Genomic DNA, 23,680 nt, shown 5'->3' on the forward strand with positions numbered 1-23,680 from the left:
CTCCGTACGCTCTCCCCAACCGATCCAAAAGGGGAGCCTCTCATGACCGATTCCGCCGCCTGGCATTTCGAGACCAAGCAGGTCCACTCGGGCGCGCAGCCCGATCCGACCACCAACTCGCGGGCCGTGCCGATCTACCAGACGACGTCGTACGTCTTCGACAGCACCGACCACGCGAAGAACCTCTTCGCGCTGGCCGAGTTCGGCAACATCTACACCCGGATCATGAACCCCACGCAGGCCGTCGTCGAGGAGCGCCTCGCGGCGCTCGAGGGCGGCACCGGCGCATTGCTGCTCGCCAGCGGTCAGGCGGCGGCGACCTTCGCGATCCTCAACATCGCGCAGGCCGGCGATCACTTCGTCTCGTCGAGCTCGATCTACGGCGGCACCTACAACCTCTTCAAGTACACGCTGGCGAAGCTCGGCGTCGAGGTCACCTTCGTCGAGAACCAGGACGATCCGGCCGAGTGGCAGCGCGCGGTGCGCCCGAACACGAAGGCGTTCTTCGCCGAGACGATCGGCAACCCGAAGATCAACATCCTCGACATCCGTACCGTCGCCGACATCGCGCACGAGAACGGCGTCCCGCTGATCGTCGACAACACGATCGCGACCCCGTACCTGATCCGCCCGTTCGAGCACGGCGCCGACCTCGTGATCCACTCGGCGACGAAGTTCCTGGGCGGCCACGGCACCACGCTCGGCGGCATCATCGTCGACGGCGGCACGTTCAAGTGGTCGGAGAACGTCGAGCGCTTCCCGGGGCTCACCGAGCCGGATCCCTCGTACCACGGCGCCTCGTACACCGCAGCGGTGGGCGACGGCCTCGCCTACATCATCAAGGCGCGCGTGCAGCTGCTGCGCGACCTCGGCTCGGCGATCGCGCCGAACAGCGCGTGGCTGCTGATCCAGGGCATCGAGACCCTGTCGCTGCGCATCGAGCGCCACGTGCAGAACACGCAGGAGATCGCGGAGTGGCTGGAGAACCACCCCGACGTGGCGAGCGTCAACTACGCGGGTCTGCCGACGAGCCCCTGGTACGCGGCGGCGAACCGCTACGCACCCAAGGGCGTCGGCGCGGTGCTCTCGTTCGAGCTGAAGGGCGGCGTCGACGCGGGCAAGGCCCTCGTCGAGAACGTCGAGCTGTTCAGCCACCTCGCGAACATCGGCGACGTCCGCAGCCTGATCATCCACCCGGCGTCGACGACGCACTCGCAGCTCACGCCCGAGCAGCAGCTCACGGCGGGCGTCACGCCGGGCCTCGTCCGACTGTCGGTCGGCATCGAGAACGTCGACGACCTCAAGGCCGACCTCGAGGCCGGCTTCGCCGCGGCCCGCGCCGCGGTCTCGGAGGCGCGCGCGACCGCGTAACCGGTCTCGGTCCCAGATGGGCCCGGGTCGCTCTCGAATCGAGAGCGACCCGGGCCCATCTGCTTTTCCGGATGATTCGCCACCGAAATAGATGACGGGCGACACCTAATTTCGTGCGATATTCACAATTCGGTCACGAATACTAATACCCTGAGTATTCGGCACCGAATTTCGGCCTTTCCGCATCATTCACCGTGATACTTTTGCGCGATGATCGCCCGCCGTTCCCGGCAGCCGGTCCCCCTTCCGACATGACGCACCCCAGGAACGAGGCCGCCATGACCCGCGCCACCATCGCCATCGCCGCCGCACTCGCGGCGACCCTCGCGCTCGCCGGCTGCTCCGGCGACGGCAAGAAGAAGAACGAGCCGGAGGAGGGTCCGCTCGCCAAGTACCTGTCGGCGCTCTACGACGAGTCGGCCTGGACCGAGGACCGCATGGAGGCGGACCACAAGAAGATGGAGAAGGTCATCGCCGAGTGCATGACCAAGGAAGGCTTCGAGTACAAGCCGGCTCCTTACCAGGGCGGCACGGTGTTCAACCCCGAGGACGACGAGGGCCCGCAGATGGGCACGATGGAGTTCGCCAAGCAGTACGGCTACGGGATCATCGATTCCCCCTGGCAGCAGAGCATCGACGAGCAGAACCAGGACCAGCCGCCGGCCGACCCGAACCAGAAGTACCTCGAGTCGCTGAGCGAGTCCGAGCAGATGGCCTATTCCGAGACGCTCTACGGCCCGCAGCCCACCGCCGAAGAGATGGCCGCGATGGAGGAGGGGGACGGCGCCGAGCCGGTTCCGTACGACTGGAAGAAGGCCGGCTGCCAGGGCAAGGCCCAGCACGAGGTGCAGGGCGAGCAGAGCTACGAGGCCGCGAGCAAGGATCCGGCGTACACCGAGCTGCTCAAGTCCGTCGATGAATTCTGGCAGAAGCAGTACGAGAACAATGACGCGCTCGACGCGCTCGATCGCAAGTGGGCCGATTGCATGAGCAAGGCCGGCTTCTCGGACGCCGCGAAGCGGAACGACGCCCAGTCGAAGCTCAACGACGAGTGGAACGAGGCCATGTCCCAGGGCCAGCCCGCCGACGACAGCGGCGAGTGGAAAGAGCCCAGCAAGGCCGAGAAGAAGAAGTTCCAGGAGCGCGAGATCGAGGTCGCTGTCGCCGACATCACCTGCGCCGAGAAGATGCAGTACGACGACAAGGCCGCCGCGCTGAACCTGAAGGCCGAGCAGAAGTTCGTCGACGAGCACGAGAAGCAGCTCAAGGCGCTCGTCGCCCAGTACGGCGTGAAGAAGAAGTAGTCGTGCGGAGTCGGAAGCAGAGGAATTCAGCGGAACAGCACGAAGAGGTCGGCGGGAGCGACGAGTTCTCGCGGGTGCTCGCGGGCGAGCCCGAGGAGCCAGGTGCCGCCGGTGCCGCCGACGCGGATTCACCGGGTGCTGATGCCGCAACGGCAGACGGCACCGACGCCGCGCGTCCCGGCCGCCTGCGCCGCTGGTTCTCGGGCCCGTGGACGGGGTCCCGGCTCGTCGCGCTCATCGCGGGCGTGGCCGTGCTCTCGCTCCTCGCGGGCGTCGTACTCATGCAGTTCATCGTGTCCCCGGCGGAGCTCGCCGCACGCGCCGCTCCGCCGAAGGCCGGCCCGGTCACCGCTCCGATCGAGGAGCGCAAGATCGAGAACACCGTCGTGAGCCGCGGCGAGGTGACCTACGCCGACGCCGTCGACGCGCAGATCGACGCGGCCGGCCTCTCCGAGCGCGCCGTCGTGACCGGGCAGGTCCCCCAGTCGGGCAAGATCCTCAAGGCCGGCGACATCGCCCTCGAGATCGCGGGACGCCCGGTCATCGTGCTCGCCGGGGAGCTCCCCGCGTACCGCAGCATGAGCATCGGCCAGCGCGGACCCGACGTGCTCCAGCTCAAGCAGGCGCTGACCGCGCTCGGCCTGTCGGCGGGCGACACCTCGAACAACGTCTTCGAGGGCGACACCTCGAACGCGATCGGAGCGCTCTACGAGCGGCTCGGCTACCCCGCACCCGTCGCACCCGACAGCGCGCAGGGAGCGACCGACGCGGAGTCGGGCGTCCGCAACGCGGAGCTCGCGCTCACCCAGGCCCAGGTCACCCTGTCGCAGGCGATCGAGGCCAAGTCGAAGGACGTGCGCGCGGAGCAGGCCGGGGTCGATTCCGCCGCCGCCGAGCTCGAGAAGGCGCGCGAAGCGCTCGTGAAGGCGCAGGAGGCGGCGATGCCGACCATGCCCTCGGCCGAGGTGCTGTTCCTCAGCAGCCTGCCCCGGCGCGTCGACGAGGTCCGGGTGAAGCGCGGCGACGTGCTCCAGGGCACCGCGATGACGGTGTCCGGCGCGACGCTCACGGTCACGGGCACCGTCGCGAAGCAGGACGCCGAGCTGCTCTCGAAGGGTCTCCCGGCCACGTTCGCCCCGGCGGGCGGTGCCGAGCTGAAGGCCACCGTGACCCGGATCGACAAGCCCGGCACGAAGACCGAGGGCTCGGGTCAGAACGGTTCCGCGTCCGCCGATGCCGGATCCGGCGGCGGGGACAGCAGCGGCTCGGGCGGCGAAGCCCCGAAGTCGAGCGACCGCTACACCGTGTTCCTCGACCCCGGCAAGCTCACCTCCGAGCAGATCGAGCAGCTGCGCGGCACCAACGTACGGCTCAAGATCCCGGTGGCGTCCACCAAGGGCGAGGTGCTCAGCGTCCCCATCGCGGCGCTGTCGACGGGCTCCGGCGGCGAGAACCGGGTCGAGCTCCTCGTCTCGTCGAAGCAGAACGGCAAGGATCGCACCGACGAGACCGCCACCGTGACGGTGAAGGCCGGACTCGCGGCCGACGGCTACGTCGAGATCAGCTCCTCGGATCCCCGGATCAAGGCGGGCGCCAAGGTCGTGGTCGGCCGGTGATCCTCGAGAGCGCGGAGGATCGGCGCGTCCGCTCGCGCGCCCGGTCCCGCGCGGCGAAGCGCGCCCGCGAGCAGCGGCGCACCGAGCGGCCGACGACGGTCGGCGATCCCGATTTCGCGGGCCCCATCGTGGAGCTCGCCGACGTCACCCGACTCTTCCCCGGGCCGCCCGCGGTGCAGGCGCTGCGCGGGGTCGATCTCGTGCTCGAGCGCGGCGACTTCCTCGCGATCGTCGGCCCCTCGGGCTCCGGCAAATCCACGATGCTCAACACCCTCGGCCTGCTCGACCGGCCGAGCAGCGGCGCTTTCCGCTTCGAGGGCATCGACACCTCGGAGCTCACCGAGGACGAGCGCGCGGCGCTCCGCGGGCGGGCGCTGGGCTTCGTCTTCCAGTCGTTCCACCTCATGCCCACGCGCAGCGTCCTCGAGAACGTGATGCTGGCCACCGTCTACGCCGGCGTGGATCCGAACGACCGCGAACGGCTCGCGCGCGAGGCGCTCGATCGGGTCGGCCTCGCCCACCGGGTCGGGTTCTCCCCCGCGACCCTGTCCGGCGGCGAACGGCAGCGTGTCGCCGTCGCACGGGCCGTGAGCACCTCGCCCCGTCTGCTGCTCGCGGACGAGCCGACCGGCAACCTCGACCGGGAGAACTCCGAGGCCGTGCTGCGGCTCTTCTCGGAGCTCGGCGCCGACGGTCTGACGATCGTCATGATCACGCACGACTCAGCGGTCGCGGATGCGGCCCGTCGCCGCGTCCGCATCAGCGACGGCCGTCTCTCGGAGCTCGCGTGAGCCCCCGCGCGGCCCGCGACGGGCGCACCGGGCGCGAGGGGCGACGCCCGCGACGGTTCGGCATCGCCCGACGCCCCGCGGGCTGGGCGCACACCGGACTGCACTGGCGCGACCTCGCGCACGAATCGCTCGAGGGCATCGGATCGCGGCCGTCCCGGCTCGCGATCACGCTGATCGGAACGGTGCTCGGCATCGCTTCGCTCATCGTCACCATCGGCCTCTCCCAGACCGCCGCGGGCCAGATCTCGCAGCAGTTCGACTCCGTCGCGGCGACCCGGGTGACGGTCGAGCCCGGCACCGCGAAGGCCGCGGGCGGCAAGGAGCGCGCCCAGAGCCGGATTCCCTGGGACGCCGCCGATCGCGTGAGCGGCCTCGCGGGCGTCGAAGCCGCCTCGGTCTATGCGAAGCTGCCGAACACCCCGACCGTCGAGGCCGTCGAGGTCCACGACCCCGCCGAAGCCTCGCAGGCGCCGCCGCCGGTCATCGCCGCGTCCGGCGACTACATCGACGTCGTGCAGGGGCACATCCGCACGGGCCGGTTCTTTGACTCTGGCCACGACGAGCGCGGCGATCGGGTCGCCGTCCTCGGTTCGAAGGCCGCGAAGCAGCTCGGCGTGAACCGCGTGAGCGGTCAACCGGCGATCTTCATCGACGGCCGCGCCTACACGGTGATCGGGATCATGGATCGCGTCGGCGCCCGCGAGGCCACGCTCGACTCCGTCATCGTGCCCGCGCGCACGGCGCGAGCCGCGCTCGGGCTCACCGCCCCCGAGAGCCTCGATATCCGGATCGCCGTCGGGGCGGGACCCGTGGTCGCCCGGCAGGCGCCGATCGCGCTCGATCCGAACGCTCCCAAGACCTTCAAGGTGGCGGCGCCGCAGTCCGGCAGCGATCTGCAGGGCAGCGTCGAGTCCGACATCAACGTCATCTTCGTCATCATCGGCGGCGTGGCGCTGCTGGGCGGCGGCGTGGGCATCGCCAACGTGACCCTGCTCTCCGTCTCGGAGCGGCGCGGCGAGATCGGCCTCCGGCGCGCGCTCGGCGCTCGCACCCGGGACATCGCGCGGCAGTTCATCCTCGAGTCGCTCACCACGGGCGTGCTGGGCGGGCTCATCGGCGTCGCGATCGGGCTCTTCGCGATGCTCGGTGTCTGCCTCGTGCAGGAGTGGACTCCGACGATCGCGCCCTGGGCGGCTCCCGTCGGCGTGCTCCTGGGAGCGCTCGTCGGTCTCGCCGCAGGGGCCTACCCGGCGCTCAAGGCCGCCCGGATCGAACCGGTGGACGCCCTGCGCGACGCCCGCTGAGCGTCAGCTCTCGTTCCGTCGCACGATCTCGGGCACCCAGATCGGCACGTAGGGCGAGACGCATCCGGGCGACGTGGGATAGTCCTCGAGCACGCCGAGGCGCTCGCCGATGTCGAGCACTCGCGCACGCCGGCTCGCGTCCCGGATCCCGATCTCGCCGAGGCAGGAGTTCATCGCCCACTGCAGGCGGTCGGGCGCATCGCGCATCTCGGCTTCGATCGTGTCGAGCAGCCCGTCGAGATCGAGGCCTTCGGGCTGCTTCGCCACGCGCTCGGTCGTCAGCGCCCATCCGGCGCTCGCGACCACCGGGTCGGGATCCGCGATCCAGCGCTGCCGCAGCGGCTCGGCGCTCGGGCTCTTCTTGACCAGGTAGGCCACCAGCCAGTCGTGCGCCTTCGGCGATCCGGCCTCGCGCAGCATGGCGTCGTAGCCTTCGGCGTCGCGATCCTTGGGACGCAGCATGAGGATCGCGACGAGCTGGGCCGCGACGTCCCCGGACGACCACAGCTCGGCCGCCGCGGCTTCGTCACGGCCCGCGGCCTTCGCGACCGCGCGCAGCTTCGTGAGGTTCACCCCGTGCGAGTCTCCGTGCCGCTCGTTCACGGCCCGGACCCTGGGGTCCTCCAGAGCGGCGAGCTGCTCGCGCACGGTGATCGCGGTGTTCGTCTCGGTCATGCCGCCCAGCGTACGCGTAACATTCGCTCGCGCGCCCGGGAAGCCGGGCAGGATGGAGGACATGGACTGGCAGACGCCCGAGGACTCGTTTCCGACGGACTTCATCACCGACGCGCAGCTGCGCGCCCTCATCGGACGCCCGCCGATCTCGGGAGCCTGGCGCGACGGCGACCCCGTCGGCTCCCGGAAGTTCCTGCCGATCGGCGATTTCGTCACGGAGGCCGGCGATACGCTGCCCGGCGCCCGCATCGCCTACGAGACTTTCGGGGAGCTCACCCCCGCGCGCGACAACGCGATCCTCGTCTTCCACGCGCTCACGGGCGACAGCCACCTCGCCGGTCCCGCGGGTCCGGGGCACCCGACCGACGGCTGGTGGGCCGAGATCGTCGGGCCGGGCAAGGCGCTCGACACCGACCGCTACTGCGTCATCGCCCCGAACGTGCTCGGCGGCTGCCAGGGATCGACCGGACCCGCATCGCTCGACCCGAGCGGACGCGAGTGGGGCGGCCGGTTCCCCTACCTCACGATCCGGGACCAGGTGAACGCCGCGGCACGCTTCGTCGACGAGCTCGGCATCGCGCGCTTCCGGGCGGTCATCGGCGGATCGGTCGGCGGCATGCACGCGCTGGAGTGGCAACTGAGCCACCCGGATCGCGCCGACCGCCTCGCGGTGATCGCCGCCCCGCCGGTGACCACCGCCGACCAGATCGGCCTGAACCTCGTGCAGCTGGAGGCCATCCGCTCGGATCCCGCCTTCCGCGGCGGCAACTACTACGACGCGCCCGACGGGGTCGGCCCGCACCACGGCCTCGCCACGGCTCGGCGGCTCGCGCTGCTCAACTACCGCAGCAACACCGAGCTCGACGAGCGCTTCGGGCGCGCCTGGCAGTCGGCGGTCAGCCCGCTCGGCGGCGGCGGCCGCTTCGCGGTCGAGTCCTACCTCGATTTCCACGGCAACAAGTTCACCCGCCGCTTCGACGCCGGCAGCTACGTGGCCCTCGTGCAAGCCATGAACTCGCACGACGTCGGCCGCGGGCGCGGTGGCGTCGCCGCTGCGCTGCAGCGGCTCGAGCTCCCCACTCTCGTGCTCGGGATCCCCAGCGACCGGCTGTTCACGATCGACGGCCAGGACCTCATCGCGGAGCACGCCCCGGGCAGCCTCGACGGCGACCGCGCGACCCGCATCGACTCCCCGTTCGGGCACGACGCGTTCCTGATCGAGTTCGGGCTCGTCGGCGCTCAGCTCGAGCGGCTGCTCGCCGCCTGAACCGCCGTCCATCGGCGGCCGCCCCCTCGGCCGGGTGCGGGAGCGGCGCTCAGCACGCTCCCACCTCGCCCGCCTAGGCTTCCTGAGTCGGTCCCACAGGGAGAGAAAGAGGAGAGATGCGTCGTTCTGCGCGCACGTCCCGTGCCAAGGTGGCTGCGACGCTCGCGGTCCCCCTGTGCCTCGTCGGCTGCGCGGCGGCCCAGGCCCCGTCGCACTCCGTCAGTCCCCCGCTGCGGGCCGAGAACGGATCGGGCATCTTCGACGAGCAGGCGGCGACCGAGCACCGGGTCACCGGCCTCACCATCACGAAGCCCGAGAGCCTCAAACTGCTGAGCGAGCACGGCGTGACGGTCAGCGGCAGGATCACGATCAGCTCGAGCGAGATCACCGCGGCGACGGTCGACGCCCGGCTCGCCGACGGTCCCGAGCTGACCTTCTCGCTCACCGAGGCCGTGGTGCTCCGTCGCGCGGGCGACGAGGATCCCGTCACCGTCTCGGGCAGCCTCGCCATCGCGGGTCAGAATCCGGTGGGCACCAACGTCTCGGTCACGCCGCACCTGGTCGGCGAGGGGCACGATCGGCTCGACCTGTCGATCGAGATCCCGAAGACCCTGCCCCCCGCGCTCCAGCTGATGCTCGGCTCGACCAGCAGCATCGACGCGTCCGTCCAGCTGTCGACGGAGCACGAGGTTCAGTCGGCGAACCGCTGACGCCTCGTGGCGTCGTGCACCTCTCCGACCAGCTCCTCGATCACGTCCTCCAGGAACACGATGCCCAGGATCAGGCCGTCCCGATCCCGAATCTGAGCGAGGTGCACGCCGCGCGCCTGCATGCGCGCGAGCACGTCCTCGAGCTCCGCTTCGGGGTGCATGGTGAGCAGCTCGCGGATCCGCTTCGGCGGGATCGGCTCCGCGATGCGGTCGGCCCCGAGTCGCAGCAGATCCTTGATGTGCACGTAGCCCACCAGCGCATCGTCGGCGTCCCGCATCGGGTAGCGCGAGAAGCCGTGCTTCGTGACCGCGGCCTCGACGTCCTCGGTCGTCGCGCCGATCGGCAGTGAGACGAGCCGGTCGAGCGGCACCAGGATGTCCTTCGCCTGCTTCGTCGTGAACTCGAAGGCGGCGGAGAGCGCCCCGCTGCGGTCCTCGAGGACTCCCTCTCGGGTCGAGTGGCTGACGATGTTCGCGACCTCCTCGAGCGTGAAGGTGCTGTTGGACTCGTTCTTCGGCTCGACCTTGAAAAGGCGCAGCACCCCGTTCGCGGTCGCGTTCAAGCCGGCGATCACGAAGCGCAGGATCCGCGAGATCCAGACGAGCGGCGGCGCGAGCAGCAGCACGGCCTGGTCGGGCATCGAGAAGGCCGCGTTCTTCGGGATCATTTCGCCGAAGACGACGTGCAGGTAGGACACCACGAGCAGGGTGATGACGAACGCCGCGACGGAGACGACCTCGGTCGAGAGGCCGGTCCAGCTCAGCGGCCCCGACAGCAGGTGGTGGATCGAGGGTTCCGAGACGTTCAGGATCAGCAGCGAGCAGACGGTGATGCCGAGCTGGCTCGTCGCGAGCATCAGCGTGGCGTGCTCCATCGCGTAGAGCGCGGTCTTCGCCCGCTTCGAGCCGGCCTCGGCCTTCGGTTCGATCTGCGATCGTCGGGCCGAGATGACCGCGAACTCCGCCGCGACGAAGAAGGCGTTGGCGATGAGCAGCAGCACCAGCCAGAGGATTCCGAGCCAGTCGTTCATGCGCGGGCCTCCCCCTCGTCGGTCGCGGATCCGGTGTCGGTCACCGGCGCGGGCGCGAAGTACCGCAGGCGCGCGATGCGACGCCCCTCCATGCGCTCCACCCGCAGGCGGCCGCCCTCGGGCAGCAGCACCTCGTCGCCGACCACGGGGATCCGCTCGAGCTGCTGCAGCACGTAGCCGGCGACGGTGTCGTAGCTGTCGTGCTCGGGGATCTCGATCCCGGTGCGATCGCGGACCTCGTCCGGCCGCAGGTCGGCCGGGAAGGTGAGCTCCGTCGCGGTACCGACCACGCCGGCCTGCGCTCGATCGTGCTCGTCGGCGACCTCGCCGACGAGCTCCTCCACCAGGTCCTCGAGGGTGACGATGCCGGCGGTCCCGCCGTACTCGTCGACGACGAGGGCGAGCTGGTAGCCGGAACCGCGCAGTTCGCCGAGGAGCTGGTCGAGCCGCATGGTCTCGGGGACGCGCATGGCCTCCTCGGCCAGCGCCGCCGCTGGCACCTCGCCGCGCTTCTCGCGCGGCACCGAGACCGCCTGCTTGACGTGGACGACGCCGACGACGTCGTCGCGGTCGCCGTCGATCACGGGGAACCGGGAGAATCCGGTGCGGCCCGCGAGCTCGAGCACGGCCTGCGCCGGTTCGAGGCGCTGCACGCTCTCGACCTTGAGCCGCGGGGTCATCACATCGGCCGCGGTGAGCTCCGAGAAGCGCAGTGTGCGGTCGAGCAGCGTCGCGGTGTCGGCCTCGAGCAGGCCGGCGCTCGCCGAGTGGCGCACGAGCGAGGACAGCTCCTCGGCCGTGCGGGCGCCCGAGAGCTCCTCCTTCGGCTCGATCCCCATGGATCGCAGCACGCCGTTCGCGCTGCCGTTCAGCACGAGGACGGCGGGCTTGAACACCGCGGTGAACGCGGCCTGCATGGGGACGACGAAGCGCGCGGTACCCAGGGGCTTCGCCAGGGCGAAGTTCTTGGGCACGAGCTCGCCGACCACCATCGAGAAGAGCGTCGCGAGGGCGACCGCGAGCGGCGCGCTGATCGCGCGGCGCAGCGACTCGGGGACTCCGAGCGCGCCGATGGGTCCGTCGAGCCAGGCGCTGAGCACCGGCTCGAGCAGGAAGCCGGCGAGCAGCGTCGTGAGCGTGATGCCGAGCTGCGCGCTGGAGAGGTGCGTCGAGGTGTGCCGGAGGGCGTTGATCACCCGGTCGAGCCCGCGCTCGCCGGAGTCGCGGCGCCGCTCGAGTTCGTGGCGATCGAGCGCGACGAGCGAGAATTCGGCCGCGACGAACACGCCGGTTCCGAAGGTCAGCAGTATGCCGAGTGCAAAAGCGATGGCGTCGTTCATCGACGGCCTCGCACGGGGTTCCGCGCCTCAGCGCGGTTGGTACTCGGAGGGTCCGATTGAGAGTGGGCTGGGGCGTCCATTTGCGCTCATCCTAGCAGGGGGACCTTCTCGACCGACAGGTGTCCGGGATACCGGATGAACGCCTGTCCGCGCACCGCGGACGGATCCACGGCGCCCAGGGAATAGGCGTAGGGTATTCGGGTGAGCGCCCCCATCGATGCGAGGCGCTTGCGGGCCTTCCCGCGCGCGCTACAGAAAACGAGAGGAATTCGGTTTGGCTGAGCGGACTCCGGTTACCGAGAACGGTAACCCCGCAGGAGATTTCGGTGCGAACGCCTGGCTGGTCGAGGAGCTGTACAAGCAGTACAGCGCCGACCCCAACTCGGTGGACCGCTCCTGGTGGCCGATCCTCCAGCGCTTCGCCGCAGGAGACAGCGCTCCGGGAGCCGCCGCTCCCCCGCAGACCGCAGCCCCCGCCGCGCAGGCGGTGACGCCGCCCCCGGCTCCCGCAGCCGCGGCCGCGAGCCCCGCCGCCTCGACGGGCACCCAACCCGCGCGCACCACCAACGTCGCACCGCGCTCCGCCCCGATCCCGGCGGAGGCCCCCCGCACGACGCCCATCACGGGCGTGATCCCGGTCGACGAGGACGCCGTCACCCCGCTCCGCGGCATGGCGCGCACGCTGTCCAAGAACATGGACCAGAGCCTCACGATCCCGACCGCGACGAGCGTGCGCACGATCCCGGCGAAGCTCCTCATCGACAACCGCATCGTGATCAACAACCACCTCCGCCGCAGCCGCGGCGGCAAGGTGTCGTTCACGCACCTCATCGGCTGGGCGCTGATCCAGACCCTCAAGGACTTCCCCAGCCAGAACGTGGCCTACGCCGACGTCGACGGCAAGCCGTCCATCGTGGTGCCCGCGCACATCGGCCTCGGCATCGCGATCGACATCCCGAAGCCCGACGGCACCCGCTCGCTGCTCGTCCCCTCGATCAAGCGCGCCGAGACCCTCGACTTCAACGACTACCTCGTCGCCTACGAGGACCTGGTGAAGCGCGCCCGCGACAACAAGCTCGGCGCCGCCGACTTCCAGGGCACCACGATCTCGCTGACCAACCCCGGCGGCATCGGCACCGTGCACTCGGTCCCCCGCCTCATGCAGGGCCAGGGCGCGATCATCGGTGCCGGCGCGCTCGAGTACCCGGCCGAGTTCCAGGGCGCCTCCGAAGAGGTGCTGACCCGTCTCGGCATCTCGAAGACCATCACCCTGACCAGCACCTACGACCACCGCGTCATCCAGGGCGCGGGATCGGGCCAGTTCCTCAAGATCGTGCACGAGCGCCTCACCGGCGGGCACGACTTCTACGAGGAGATCTTCGCCGCGCTCCGCATCCCCTACAAGCCGGTGCAGTGGGCCTCCGACATCCACGTCGACATCTCGGGCGCCATCGACAAGTCCGCCCGCGTGCAGGAGCTCATCAACTCCTTCCGCGTGCGCGGCCACCTCATGGCCGACGTCGATCCCCTCGAGTACGTGCAGCGCACGCACCCCGACCTCGAGATCGAGAACCACGGACTCACCTTCTGGGATCTCGACCGCGAGTTCGTCACCGGCGGCATCGGCGGCAAGCGCACCATGCTGCTCCGCGACATCCTCGGCGTGCTCCGCGACTCCTACTGCCGCAAGATCGGCATCGAGTACATGCACATCCAGGATCCCGAGCAGCGGCTCTGGATCCGGGGCAAGGTCGAGGTCCCCTACGAGAAGCCCAGCCACGACGAGCAGCTGCGCATCCTCGATAAGCTGAACGAGGCCGAGGCCTTCGAGACGTTCCTCCAGACCAAGTACGTCGGGCAGAAGCGGTTCAGCCTCGAGGGCGGCGAGTCCGTGATCCCGTTCCTCGACGCCATGCTCATCGACGCGGCCGAGGACGGCGTCGACAGCGTCGACATCGGCATGGCGCACCGCGGCCGCCTCAACGTGCTCTCCAACATCGCGGGCAAGACCTACGGTCAGATCTTCCGCGAGTTCGAGGGCGCGCAGATGCAGAAGGCCGGCTCGGGCGACGTGAAGTACCACCTCGGCACCTCCGGCGTCTTCACGGCACCGAACGGCACCCAGGTGCCGATCCACCTCGCCGCGAACCCCTCGCACCTCGAGACCGTCGACGGCGTGCTCGAGGGCATCGTCCGCGCCAAGCAGGATCTGAAGCCGATCGGCTCGTTCACCACGCTGCCGATCCTCATCCACGGCGACGCGGCGATGGCCGGACAGGGCGTCGTGTACGAGACCCTGCAGATGTCGCAGCTGCGCGGCTACCGCACGGGCGGCACGATCCACATCGTGATCAACAACCAGGTCGGCTTCACGACCCTCCCCCGCGACTCGCGCACCGGCATCTACTCGACCGACGTGGGCAAGACGATCCAGGTGCCCATCTTCCACGTGAACGGCGACGACCCCGAGTCGGTCGTCCGCGTCGCGAAGCTCGCCTACGAGTTCCGTCAGCGGTTCCACATCGACGTCATCATCGACCTCGTCTGCTACCGCCGCCGCGGGCACAACGAGGGCGACGACCCCTCGATGACCCAGCCGCTCATGACCGACCTCATCGAGGCGAAGCGCTCGACCCGTCGCCTGTACACCGGCGCGCTCGTCGGTCGCGGCGACATCACCGAGGAGGAGTACGAGAAGTCGAAGCTGGACTTCCAGGACCGCCTCGAGCGGGCGTTCATGGAGACGCACGCCGCACAGACCGGCTCGATCCCCGTGATCGACCAGAGCGGCGTCGGGACCCCGCCGAGCGCCGAGACCGCGACGACCGCCGTCGAGACCGCGGTCAGCCGCGCCGTGGTCGAGCGCATCGGCGACGCACACGCGAACAAGCCCGAGGGCTTCACCGTGCACCAGAAGCTGCAGCAGCTCCTCAACAAGCGCGTGCAGATGAGCCGCGAGGGCGGCATCGACTGGGGCTTCGGCGAGCTGCTCGCACTCGGCTCCCTGCTGATGGAGGGCACCGCGGTGCGCTTCGCCGGCCAGGATGCCCGCCGCGGCACCTTCGCGCAGCGCCACGCCGTCTTCCACGACCGCGCGAACGGCCAGGAATGGCTCCCGCTGCTCAACCTGTCGGAGGATCAGGCACGCTTCTGGATCTACGACTCGCTGCTCTCCGAGTACGCGGCGCTCGCCTACGAGTACGGCTACTCGCTGCAGCGCGAGGACGCCCTCGTGCTGTGGGAGGCGCAGTTCGGCGACTTCGCGAACACCGCGCAGGCCGTGATCGACGAGTACATCGCGGCGGCCGAGCAGAAGTGGGGCCAGCGCTCCTCGGTGGTCATGCTCCTGCCGCACGGCTACGAGGGCCAGGGCCCCGACCACTCGTCGGCCCGCATCGAGCGCTACCTGCAGCTGTGCGCCGAGGACAACATGACGGTCGCCCGTCCCTCGACGCCCGCGAACTACTTCCACCTGCTGCGCCGCCAGGCGTACGCGCGTCCTCGCAAGCCGCTCATCGTCTTCACCCCGAAGTCGATGCTGCGCCTGCGCGGCGCGACCTCCAGCGTCGAGGAGTTCACGACCGGAGCGTTCCAGCCCGTCATCGACGATCCGAAGCTCGAGAGCAAGAGCCAGGTGCGCCGGGTGATCCTGGTCTCGGGCAAGACCTACTACGACCTGCGCGCGGCGCTCGACAAGAACCCCGATCCCCGCGTCGCCGTGGTGCGCATCGAGCAGTTCTACCCGATGCCGACCGCCGAGCTCACCTCGGTGCTCTCCGGGTACCCGGGCGCCGAGCTCGTGTGGGTGCAGGACGAGCCCGAGAACCAGGGCGCGTGGCCGTTCATCTCGCTCGAGCTCGCGAAGAAGCTCGCGAACGACAAGATCCGCCTGGTCTCGCGCGCAGCCTCTGCGGCGCCGTCCACCGGTTCCGCCAAGGTGCACGCGGTCGAGCAGGAGTCGCTGATCAGCCGCGCGCTGACCTTCGACAGCTGATCCCCCGGTTCACCGCACCGTGAGGGCCCGCGCTTCGGCGCGGGCCCTCACGCGTTTCGAGCGTTGCTCGTGTCGGCTCGATCCTCGAGGGCCGGGCCCGGTGCCGAGGGCCGGGCTCGGTGCCGAGGAACGGGCGAACTCCTCAATCCGGTGCCGTTCCTCGAGAGCAGCACCGCTCCTCGAGGGAGGGACCGGTCCTCGATAGGGCACCCGGCCATCGGGAGCACGACCGGCTCCCGAGCCCCGGCAACTTTGCCTCGGCGCGCGTCCGGCGGTTCAGACCCCGGTACGCGGCCGGATCGCCAGCACGACCGCCGCTGCGGACGCCGGGATCGCGACGAGGAACAGTCCGAGCGCGGGATCCGATGAGGTCGTCGATTCGGGGAGCAGCAGGCAGGCGCTCGCGGCGGCGAGCAGCGCGACCACGGTCGCGGGCAGGATCATCGGGTGACGACGGGAGAAGCGGCTGCGGTGCGGGGTCACGGTGGCCTCCGAGGCGCTGGATGCTGCGGGATGAACGCACTCAGTCTCGGCGATCCTCATCGCGCCCGCACCCGACGCGCGCGCGGGACCGCCAAGCTTCCGCTCGGCGATCCCGCTCGTTCACCGCGTCGTCACCCGCGCGTCACAGACGCCCGACGGGACGCCTCAGGTCAGGAGTCCCCGACCTCGGTTCCCGCGAACTTCGACATCAGGTCGGCGAAGGCATCGTGCTCCTCGCGCTTGGCCTGGTCCTGGAGCGAACTGCGGCTGAAGTCCGCCGTCGTGGCGGCGATGGTCGGGGCACCGGCCGCCGCCGGGTCGTCGTCCATGCGCGCGGTCGAGTCGTCGCCCGGCGCGGAAGCCGCCGCCGACGCATCGGCACCGGCATCGGTCGTCTCGCCTCCCCCACGGACCGGAAGCGCGGAGAGCACGGCGTCGCCGCCCGAGGAGCGTGTGCCCCCGCCCGCCCAGAGGCGGTGCCGGATCGCGTCGACGAGTTCGCGAGCGACGCGCGCCGACCGCTCGTCGATCCCGTCGCTGCCCCGGGCCGATCCCCACTCCTCGGTGGCCGCGAAGATGCCGGTGGGCATGGGGATGGATCGCAGGTAGGCGAAGAGCGGCCGCATCGCGAACTCGATCACGAGCGAGTGCCGGGCGCTGCCGCCCGTCGCTCCCATCGCGACCGGGATCCCGCGCAGCTCCCCGGGTTCGACGAGGTCGAAGAAGGACTTGAAAAGCCCGGCGATGGAGGCGTTGAACACGGGCGAGACCGCGATGACGCCGTCGGCCGAGCGCACCGCGTCGAGCGCTGCGCGCAGCCGGGGTTCGGCGAATCCGGTGACGAGGTTGTGGGCGATCTCGACCGCGAGCTCGCGGAGCTCGACGACCTCGGTCTCGGCCACGATCCCGTGCGCCTCGAGCGAGCGCTGCGCGTGCGAGACGATCCGGTCGACGAGCAGACGGGAGCTGGACGGGCTGCCGAGCCCGCCCGAGACCGCGACCAGGCGGACCCGCTGCGGGGTCGCTGCCGGTGCGAGGTGCTGGGTGGCGTTCACGATGGTTCTCTCCGGTCTATTCTTCGGGTGCCACAAGGCGTTCGGTGAGGCCGCGCAGGGTCTCGATCTCGTCGGCCGTGAGTCGTTCGCGCATCGCCGCGGCGACGTCGCGTGCGTGGCCTGCGCCGATGCGGCGCTGCAGTTCGAGTCCGGTGGCGGTCAGCGACAGGATGGTGCCGCGCCGGTCCTCGGGATCGGGACGGCGCTCCACGAGCTCCTCCTTCACGAGCCGATCGATCAGCCGGCTCAGCGAGGGCTGCGAGATGAGCAGCAGCGAGGTGAGGTCGCACTGGCGCAGCCGCTCGGCGCCCGGCTTGCTCAGCTGGTAGAGCACGTCGTACTCCTGCATGGTGCGGCCGTGCCAGACGGGTGCCGCCGCGAACCGGCGCGCCAGGGTCGACTGGGCGACGAACAGCGCCTCCCAGGCGGCGACCGCCGCCCCGGAGCTCCCCGCCCTCACCAGCGGTCCTCGTCGAGAGCGGGATCCACCGGAGCCTCGGCGGCCTGCGCCTCGGCCTCGGCCGTCGCCGCTCGCGCCGCCTCGAGCCGGGTGGCGTGCTTCGGGGTCTCGGGCACGTCGGCCGGACGGCCCTTGGCGAACTCCTCGCGGAGCACCGGCAGCACGAGCTCGCCGAACAGGTCGAGCTGTTCGAGGACCGTCTTGAGCGGCAGCCCGGCATGGTCGATGAGGAAGAGCTGGCGCTGGTAGTCCCCGGCCCACTCCCGGAACGAGAGCGTCCGGTCGATGACCTGCTGCGGGCTGCCGACGATGAGCGGCGTCTGATTCATGAAGTCCTCCATCGAGGGCCCGTGCCCGTAGACGGGGGCCTTGTCGAAGTAGGGACGGAACTCGTTCACCGCGTCCTGCGAGTTCTTCCGCATGAAGAACTGCCCGCCGAGTCCGACGATCGCCTGGTGCGCCTTGCCGTGCCCGTAGTGCTCGTAGCGCTCGCGGTAGATCGCGATGAGGCGCTGGTAGTGCTCCTTCGGCCAGAAGATGTTGTTCGCGAAGAACCCGTCGCCGTAGAACGCGGCCTGGTGCGCGATCTCGGGGCTGCGGATGGATCCGTGCCAGACGAACGGAGGCACGCCGTCGAGGGGGCGCGGCGTGGAGGTGAAGTCGCGCAGCGGGGTGCGGAACTGCCCCTCCCAGTCGACCACGTCCTCGGTCCAGAGGCGGCGCAGCAGCGCGTAGTTCTCGATCGCGAGGGGGATCCCGGTGCGGATATCCTTGCCGAACCAGGGGTACACCGGACCGGTGTTACCCCGGCCCATGACGAGGTCGACGCGGCCGTCTGCGAGGTGCTGCAGCGTGGCGTAGTCCTCGGCGATCTTGACGGGGTCGTTGGTGGTGATGAGCGTGGTCGCGGTCGAGAGCGTGATCCGCTCGGTCACCGCGGCGATGTAGCCGAGCGTGGTGGTGGGCGACGAGGGGAAGAACGGAGGGTTGTGGTGCTCGCCGGTCGCGAACACGTCCATGCCGATCTCCTCGACCTTCTTCGCAATCGCGACGTGCGCCTTGATCCGTTCGTGCTCGGTCGGCATGATGCCGGTGGTGGGATCGACGGTGAGGTCTCCGACGGAGAAGACTCCGAACTCCATGACGGGCTCCTTCAACTGCTCTCGCTCCGCGTTCTGCGGGGCCTGCGATACCCCAACTATATTCACTTGAATACATTTTCGCAAGGAGCGCGGCTGGGAGTCCGCTGCGCACGAACGCGGGCCGCACCGCAGGGTCTGCGGCAGAGGCGCGGCCGAGGATCACGAGCGCTCCGGTGACCCGTAGACTGTTCCGACACACCACTGACACGATGAAGGACGAGGGTGCGATGAGCGCTTGGCGCATGCCCATCGAGGGGCACGAGCAGGATCGACTCTGGCTGGCCTGGCCGACGACCGGCTACACGCTGGGAGACACCGAGGCGGAGGCCGAGGAGGCCCGCACGACCTGGTCCGCCGTGGCGAACGCCGCGAGCGAGTTCCAGCCGGTGACGGTCGTCGTGAACCCGGGCGACGAGGCCGTCGCCCGCCGCTACCTCTCGGGGCAGATCGAGCTGCTGACCGCGCCGCTCAATGACGCGTGGATGCGCGACATCGGCCCGAGCTTCGTGCTCGGCGAGAACGGCCGCCTCGGCGCCGTCAACTACGTCTTCAACGGCTGGGGCGGCCAGAGCTGGGCCCAGTGGGACAAGGATCAGCACATCGGCCGCATCGTCGCCGAGGCCGCGGGCGCCGAGCTGATCGATTCCGAGATGACCAACGAGGGTGGCGGCATCCAGGTCGACGGCACCGGCCGCGTCGTGCTCACCGAGACCGTGCAGCTCGATCCGGGCCGCAACCCGGGCTGGAGCAAGGCGCAGGTCGAGGCCGAGCTGAACCGCACCATCGGCACCGAGAGCGCGCTGTGGCTCCCCCGCGGCCTGCACCGCGACCACGACACCTTCGGCACCCGCGGCCACTCCGACATCCTCGCGGTGTTCCCGAACCCCGAGGTGCTGCTCATGCACCGCCAGGACGCCGAGAGCCACCCCGACCACGTCATCGCGCGCGAGAACCGCGCCGTGGCCGAGCGCTGGAACACCGAGACCTCGGCCGGCCTCGAGATCCTCGACCTCCCCGCGCCCGAGGCGCTGCGCGACGAAGAGGGTTTCGTCGACTACAGCTACATCAACCACGTCGTGATCAACGGCGCCGTGCTGGCCTGCGCCTTCGCGGATCCGGCCGACGATCGCGCCCAGGGCATCCTGCGCGAGGCCTACCCGGGCCGCGAGATCATCGGGATCGACGCGCGCCCGCTGTTCGCGCGCGGCGGCGGCATCCACTGCATCACGCAGCAGCAGCCCAAGGTCGGCTGAGCCCGAACCTCCCGAAGCACGGCCCCGGATCCCTCGCGGATCCGGGGCCGTTCTCGTGCGCGCGGGCCTTCGTCCGCCGGCGATGTCGGTGGTGCGGGATACCGTTGTCGGCATGCCCCCTCGAGAACCCCTGTCGACGCCCCGCTGGTGCGTCGTCGGGCGATCGGCAGCCGCAGGCGGGTTCGCAGCGGTCGAGATCGACGATCAGGGTGCGCGTTCGCCCGAGATCCCGATTCCGGCGGACGGGCTCGCCGAGTTCGTGTCGGCCCGCGAGGCCGAGGCGCCGCGCAGGTGGGTGTGGGCCGACACCCCCGCGGTCTACCCGGGACTCCTCTCCGCCGGCGTCCGCGTCGAGCGATGCCACGATCTGCGGCTCTGCCACCAGATCCTGCGCAGCTCGGAGCTCGTGGGCGATCGCTCCGCGGTTCGCGCGGCGACGCAGTGGGCGGTGCCCTCCGAGGCCGCCGAAGAACCGCGCGCACCCCTCGCACCCGCCCTGTTCGAGCTCGAGGCCGAGGCGAGGTCCGTGCGACGCCCGTCGGTCCCCGAATCCCTGCCGGAGGCGCTCGCCGAGTTCGACCGGCAGCGTGCCGCCATCGACTCCGCCGCCGAACCGAACCGCATCGCGCTGCTGCTCGCCGCGGAATCGGTCGGAGCGCTCATCGCGGTCGAGCTGACCTCGGCCGGGGTCCCCTGGGACGCCGAGGAGCACGACCGCATCCTGAGCGAGGCGCTCGGTCCCCGACCGGCACCCGGCGCGAAGCCGGCGGCGCTCCTCGCCGTCGGCGAAGAGGTCCGCGCCGCGCTCGGCGACCCCGCGGCGAGCCTCGACTCGCCGCCGAAGCTGCTGCGCGCCCTGCGCGCCGCGGGCGTCGAGGCGTCCTCGACGTCGCGCTGGGAGCTCGCCGAGCACGAGCACCCCGCGATCCCGCCGCTCCTGCACTACAAGAAGCTCGCGCGCCTGCTCTCGGCGAACGGCTGGAACTGGCTCGACGAGTGGGTGCGCGACGGCCGATACCGGCCGGTCTACGTGCCGGGCGGCGTGGTCACCGGGCGCTGGGCATCGAGCGGCGGGGGCGCCCTGCAGATCCCGCGCAGCCTGCGTCCGGCGCTGCGCGCCGACCCCGGCTGCCTGCTCGTCTCGGCCGACGTGTCGCAGCTCGAACCGCGCGTCCTCGCGGCGATGTCGGGCGACCGCGCCATGGCCGCCGCGGGTGCCGGACGCGACCTCTACGCGGGAATCGTCGAGAGCGGGGCCGTCGCCACCCGGCAGGACGCGAAGATCGCCGTGCTCGGTGCGATGTACGGCGGCACGAGCGGCGACAGCGGCCGTCTGGTCCCCCGGTTGCGCCGCGCGTTCCCCGCTGCGATGCGGCTGGTCGACGATGCGGCCGCGGTCGGCGAGCAGGGCGGCATCGTGACGACCTGGCTCGGACGCAGCTCCCCGCCGCCCGGCGAAGAGTGGCGGGGCGTGCAGGCCGCAGCGAGCCTGCCGGGAGCCGGACGCCGCGAGGAGGAGCACGCGCGCCGCATCGCCCGCGACTTCGGCAGGTTCACCCGCAACTTCGTCGTGCAGGGCACCGCCGCCGAGTGGGCGCTCGCCTGGATGGGCGAGCTGCGCCGGCGGCTCTTCGCGTTTGAGCCATCGCCCGGCGAGGCTCCTATGGCGGCGTCCGGCCCGGTGTTCTCGGCGCGCCCCCACCTCGCCTTCTTCCTGCACGACGAGGTGATCGTGCACGCACCCCGAGCGCACGCCGAGGCGGTCGCGGGCGCGATCGAAGAATCCGCGCAGGCGGCCGGGCGGCTGCTCTTCGGGGACGCGCCCGTCGACTTCCGGCTCGACCTGCGCATCTCGGAGCGCGCGCTCAAGGACTGAGCGCGGCGGCCCGGTTCGCACCGGACCGTCGCGCCCCGCTTCTCACTCGCTCACGCGAGGTCGCCCTGCGGCAGGATCACCCTTCCTCGTGATCCGCGCGGCGCCTGCGCACCGCGACCAGCCAGACGGCTCCGATCCCGACGACTCCGAGGCCCGTCGCGACGACCGCAGCCCAGACCAGCCCGAACGGGGACTCCGCACCGGTCTCGGCGAGCGGCCGCTTCGCGCCCGCCTCGCCGGAGGCGCCTGCGGAACCCGCGCCGTCGGAGCCGGCACCGGCGCTGCCCGGGGTTCCCGTCGTCGGCTTCCCGGTCGGCGTCGGCTGCACCGTCGGTTTGGGGGTGACGGTGGGCTTCGGCGTGGGCTTCGGGTCCGGTTCCACGGGAGCCACGGTGTCGAGGCTCAGGATCCGTACCGCGGGATCCTCGCTGTCGCTGAAGATCGCGGGAGCGCCCACGGCGAAGGTGACCCGCTTCCCCGCGGGGTCGCCGGTGAGGTCCGCGAAGGCGCGGCCGAGTCGCTGCCCGGCGCGCTCGCCGGCGATGAGTTCGACTCCGGGAACCGACGCCGACGCCAGCTCGGAGGTCTCGAGCACGCGGTTCGCGCCGGCCGCCTTGCCGGCCGCGAGGAAGCGGGAATCCACCGCCACCGCGTAGCCGGACCCCTCGCGGGCGGGATCGGGCGATCCGTCCATTCCGCCGACGAGCAGCATCGACCAACCCTGCATCCGGACCGCGCCCACGCCGTGCCCGAAGTGGTCGCCGGACGCCATGCCGTTGATCCACCAGCCGCGCGCGCGGGGCGCCGCAGCCGTCGCCGCCGGAGCCGCGGCTGCCGCATCGTTCCGCGGAGCGGCCTCGCGAACGGCGGGTCCGTCGGTCGCGAGCGGGTCGGTTCGCACGTCGACGCCGTCGGGACCGCCGGTGATGACCACCGCGCTGCCCGGCTTCGGCTCATCCGACTCGCCGCCGATGAGCAGGTCGTCGTACCCGTCTCCGTCGATATCGCCGAGCCCGACCGTCGCCGTTCCGAGCAGGTCGTAGCCGCGCGGCGGCCCGTCGATCCGGAAGCCGGGGATCGGGTCCGCGCCCACTCGCACGTCGGCGCTCGAATCCGTGATCACCCAGACGGCTCCCGTCGCGAAGCGCTCCGCGCCGGGGGCCTTCCACGAGGAGGCGCCGACGGCGAGGTCCTCACGGCCGTCCCCGTTCATGTCGCCCGCTCGGCTCACCGAGACCAGGTCGATCCCCTTCCCCGAGATCCGGGGGCCCGGCGCATCCGCGAGACGCGACTGGGGCGGCAAGTGCTCGGCGTGCAGGATCGTGACGACACCGCTCGTGTCGGTGACCGCGACCTCGTCGCGGCCGTCCCCGTCGATGTCGCCGACACCGTTGCCGCGGGTGATCGATCCAAGCACGGTGCGGCCCCGGTCGCCGAGCGAATCGAGCCGGACCTCCGAGAAGTCGGGCGATCCGAAGACGATGAACACCCCGACCGCTTGCGCCACCACCGCGAGGTCGTCGATGCCGTCGCCGTTCACGTCGCCCGCGCAGCGCACGTCGACACCGCCCATCATGTTGCGGGCCGTGTCGATGATCCGCACGGGGCGTTCGTCCTCGACGCGGGTCGTGCCGCCGGTCGCCTGTGCCCCGGCGTCGAGCAGTACGTAGGCACCCGTGGCGCCCGGACTCGTATCGAAGGTCGCGTAGGTGCCGACGGCGAGATCGGGCGCTCCGTCCCCGTTGACATCGCATCGCGCCTGCGACGCGGTCGAACCGAAGGCAGTGCCGGTGGGGCCCTGGACCGTGCGGTCGGCGGCGGGGGCGGCGGCGGCTGGGGTGGGCGTCGCGAGCAGCGCGACCCCGGGGATAGCCAGGGCGAGCGCGACGACGGCGCCGAGCGCCCTCCCGGCTCCGCGTCTCGACGGAGGAGTGATGGACACAGTGCACCTTTCGAACGTGTGCGGCAGAAGCCAAAAGATCAGACGTTCATTAACTTAGCCTAACCT

General features: G+C 70.8%; 18 protein-coding genes. 10 read left to right on the forward strand and 8 right to left on the reverse strand.

From position 1 onward, the window contains the following. The first annotated feature begins 42 nt into the window (after positions 1-42). The 5 genes from XM48_RS14495 to XM48_RS14515 all read left to right on the forward strand — a co-directional run bounded on the left by XM48_RS14495 (position 43) and on the right by XM48_RS14515 (position 6,386). Positions 43-1,371, forward strand: a complete 1,329-nt coding sequence (locus XM48_RS14495; protein ID WP_046456553.1) for a bifunctional o-acetylhomoserine/o-acetylserine sulfhydrylase — start codon at positions 43-45, stop codon at positions 1,369-1,371. Between the two features lie 251 nt (positions 1,372-1,622). Next, on the forward strand, positions 1,623-2,675 hold the full coding sequence (locus XM48_RS14500) for a hypothetical protein (protein WP_197074225.1): 1,053 nt from the start codon (positions 1,623-1,625) through the stop codon (positions 2,673-2,675). Between the two features lie 2 nt (positions 2,676-2,677). Next, positions 2,678-4,291: a hypothetical protein gene (locus XM48_RS14505; protein ID WP_231580902.1), complete on the forward strand. Its 1,614-nt coding sequence runs from the start codon at positions 2,678-2,680 to the stop codon at positions 4,289-4,291. After that, the gene (locus tag XM48_RS14510) at positions 4,288-5,082 is read left to right on the forward strand and encodes an ABC transporter ATP-binding protein (RefSeq protein WP_369699858.1); all 795 of its coding nucleotides are present in this window, start codon (positions 4,288-4,290) and stop codon (positions 5,080-5,082) included. The genes XM48_RS14505 and XM48_RS14510 overlap by 4 nt, the downstream gene beginning before the upstream one ends. Next, positions 5,079-6,386 (forward strand): ABC transporter permease, encoded by a 1,308-nt coding sequence (locus XM48_RS14515; RefSeq protein WP_231580903.1) that lies wholly within the window; start codon positions 5,079-5,081, stop codon positions 6,384-6,386. The genes XM48_RS14510 and XM48_RS14515 overlap by 4 nt, the downstream gene beginning before the upstream one ends. Positions 6,387-6,389: 3 nt before the next feature. Here XM48_RS14515 and XM48_RS14520 read toward each other — a convergent pair whose 3' ends face one another. Further along, positions 6,390-7,061 carry a DNA alkylation repair protein gene (locus tag XM48_RS14520; protein ID WP_046456555.1) on the reverse strand — a complete coding sequence of 224 codons (672 nt, stop codon included), beginning with the start codon at positions 7,059-7,061 and terminating at the stop codon, positions 6,390-6,392. A gap of 61 nt (positions 7,062-7,122) precedes the next feature. Here XM48_RS14520 and XM48_RS14525 point away from each other — a divergent pair, with 61 nt between their 5' ends. Together XM48_RS14525 and XM48_RS14530 are read left to right on the forward strand one after the other, a co-directional pair. Further along, the gene (locus tag XM48_RS14525) at positions 7,123-8,328 is read left to right on the forward strand and encodes a homoserine O-acetyltransferase (protein WP_046456556.1); all 1,206 of its coding nucleotides are present in this window, start codon (positions 7,123-7,125) and stop codon (positions 8,326-8,328) included. Positions 8,329-8,444: 116 nt separating this feature from the next. Further along, the gene (locus XM48_RS14530; protein ID WP_046456557.1) at positions 8,445-9,038 is read left to right on the forward strand and encodes a hypothetical protein; all 594 of its coding nucleotides are present in this window, start codon (positions 8,445-8,447) and stop codon (positions 9,036-9,038) included. On the opposite strand, the gene XM48_RS14535 is transcribed toward XM48_RS14530, so the two are convergent. Next, positions 9,020-10,069: a hemolysin family protein gene (locus XM48_RS14535; protein WP_046456558.1), complete on the reverse strand. Its 1,050-nt coding sequence runs from the start codon at positions 10,067-10,069 to the stop codon at positions 9,020-9,022. The two genes, XM48_RS14530 and XM48_RS14535, sit on opposite strands and share 19 nt — an antisense overlap. Further along, positions 10,066-11,409 (reverse strand): hemolysin family protein, encoded by a 1,344-nt coding sequence (locus tag XM48_RS14540; protein WP_046456559.1) that lies wholly within the window; start codon positions 11,407-11,409, stop codon positions 10,066-10,068. The genes XM48_RS14535 and XM48_RS14540 overlap by 4 nt, the downstream gene beginning before the upstream one ends. 274 nt (positions 11,410-11,683) lie before the next feature. Between XM48_RS14540 and XM48_RS14545 the strand changes: the two genes are divergently transcribed. Beyond that, complete coding sequence (locus XM48_RS14545) at positions 11,684-15,403, forward strand: multifunctional oxoglutarate decarboxylase/oxoglutarate dehydrogenase thiamine pyrophosphate-binding subunit/dihydrolipoyllysine-residue succinyltransferase subunit (protein WP_231580904.1); 3,720 nt, start codon at positions 11,684-11,686, stop codon at positions 15,401-15,403. 276 nt (positions 15,404-15,679) lie between these two features. Here the strand turns inward: XM48_RS14545 and XM48_RS14550 are convergent, their stop codons facing one another. From XM48_RS14550 to XM48_RS14565, 4 genes are all read right to left on the reverse strand, one after another. Beyond that, the gene (locus XM48_RS14550; protein WP_046456560.1) at positions 15,680-15,886 is read right to left on the reverse strand and encodes a hypothetical protein; all 207 of its coding nucleotides are present in this window, start codon (positions 15,884-15,886) and stop codon (positions 15,680-15,682) included. A gap of 170 nt (positions 15,887-16,056) precedes the next feature. Continuing rightward, positions 16,057-16,941, reverse strand: coding sequence for a CE1759 family FMN reductase (locus XM48_RS18340; protein WP_052961544.1), 885 nt, complete (start codon positions 16,939-16,941; stop codon positions 16,057-16,059). 16 nt (positions 16,942-16,957) lie between these two features. Continuing rightward, entirely contained in the window at positions 16,958-17,401 is a 444-nt protein-coding gene (locus XM48_RS14560; RefSeq protein WP_052961545.1) for a MarR family winged helix-turn-helix transcriptional regulator, read from the reverse strand. After that, positions 17,398-18,543, reverse strand: a complete 1,146-nt coding sequence (locus XM48_RS14565; protein ID WP_046456561.1) for an LLM class flavin-dependent oxidoreductase — start codon at positions 18,541-18,543, stop codon at positions 17,398-17,400. The genes XM48_RS14560 and XM48_RS14565 overlap by 4 nt, the downstream gene beginning before the upstream one ends. A gap of 227 nt (positions 18,544-18,770) precedes the next feature. Here XM48_RS14565 and XM48_RS14570 point away from each other — a divergent pair, with 227 nt between their 5' ends. After that, positions 18,771-19,796 carry an agmatine/peptidylarginine deiminase gene (locus tag XM48_RS14570; protein ID WP_046456562.1) on the forward strand — a complete coding sequence of 342 codons (1,026 nt, stop codon included), beginning with the start codon at positions 18,771-18,773 and terminating at the stop codon, positions 19,794-19,796. A 112-nt stretch (positions 19,797-19,908) separates the two neighbouring features. After that, positions 19,909-21,672: a bifunctional 3'-5' exonuclease/DNA polymerase gene (locus tag XM48_RS14575; protein WP_046456614.1), complete on the forward strand. Its 1,764-nt coding sequence runs from the start codon at positions 19,909-19,911 to the stop codon at positions 21,670-21,672. A gap of 76 nt (positions 21,673-21,748) precedes the next feature. Here the strand turns inward: XM48_RS14575 and XM48_RS14580 are convergent, their stop codons facing one another. Then, complete coding sequence (locus XM48_RS14580) at positions 21,749-23,614, reverse strand: VCBS repeat-containing protein (RefSeq protein ID WP_046456563.1); 1,866 nt, start codon at positions 23,612-23,614, stop codon at positions 21,749-21,751. Positions 23,615-23,680: the final 66 nt, after the last annotated feature.

Source organism: Leucobacter sp. Ag1 (assembly GCF_000980875.1).
GTDB lineage: Bacteria > Actinomycetota > Actinomycetes > Actinomycetales > Microbacteriaceae > Leucobacter > Leucobacter iarius.

Excerpts from the sequence above, each read along its gene's own strand:
- XM48_RS14575 (WP_046456614.1), top strand. The coding sequence starts at position 19,909 with ATGCCCCCTCGAGAACCCCTGTCGACGCCCCGCTGGTGCGTCGTCGGG.
- XM48_RS14500 (WP_197074225.1), top strand. The coding sequence starts at position 1,623 with ATGACGCACCCCAGGAACGAGGCCGCCATGACCCGCGCCACCATCGCC.
- XM48_RS14520 (WP_046456555.1), bottom strand. The coding sequence starts at position 7,061 with ATGACCGAGACGAACACCGCGATCACCGTGCGCGAGCAGCTCGCCGCT.
- XM48_RS14495 (WP_046456553.1), top strand. The coding sequence starts at position 43 with ATGACCGATTCCGCCGCCTGGCATTTCGAGACCAAGCAGGTCCACTCG.
- XM48_RS14525 (WP_046456556.1), top strand. The coding sequence starts at position 7,123 with ATGGACTGGCAGACGCCCGAGGACTCGTTTCCGACGGACTTCATCACC.
- XM48_RS14570 (WP_046456562.1), top strand. The coding sequence starts at position 18,771 with ATGAGCGCTTGGCGCATGCCCATCGAGGGGCACGAGCAGGATCGACTC.
- XM48_RS14565 (WP_046456561.1), bottom strand. The coding sequence starts at position 18,543 with ATGGAGTTCGGAGTCTTCTCCGTCGGAGACCTCACCGTCGATCCCACC.
- XM48_RS14530 (WP_046456557.1), top strand. The coding sequence starts at position 8,445 with ATGCGTCGTTCTGCGCGCACGTCCCGTGCCAAGGTGGCTGCGACGCTC.
- XM48_RS14540 (WP_046456559.1), bottom strand. The coding sequence starts at position 11,409 with ATGAACGACGCCATCGCTTTTGCACTCGGCATACTGCTGACCTTCGGA.
- XM48_RS14535 (WP_046456558.1), bottom strand. The coding sequence starts at position 10,069 with ATGAACGACTGGCTCGGAATCCTCTGGCTGGTGCTGCTGCTCATCGCC.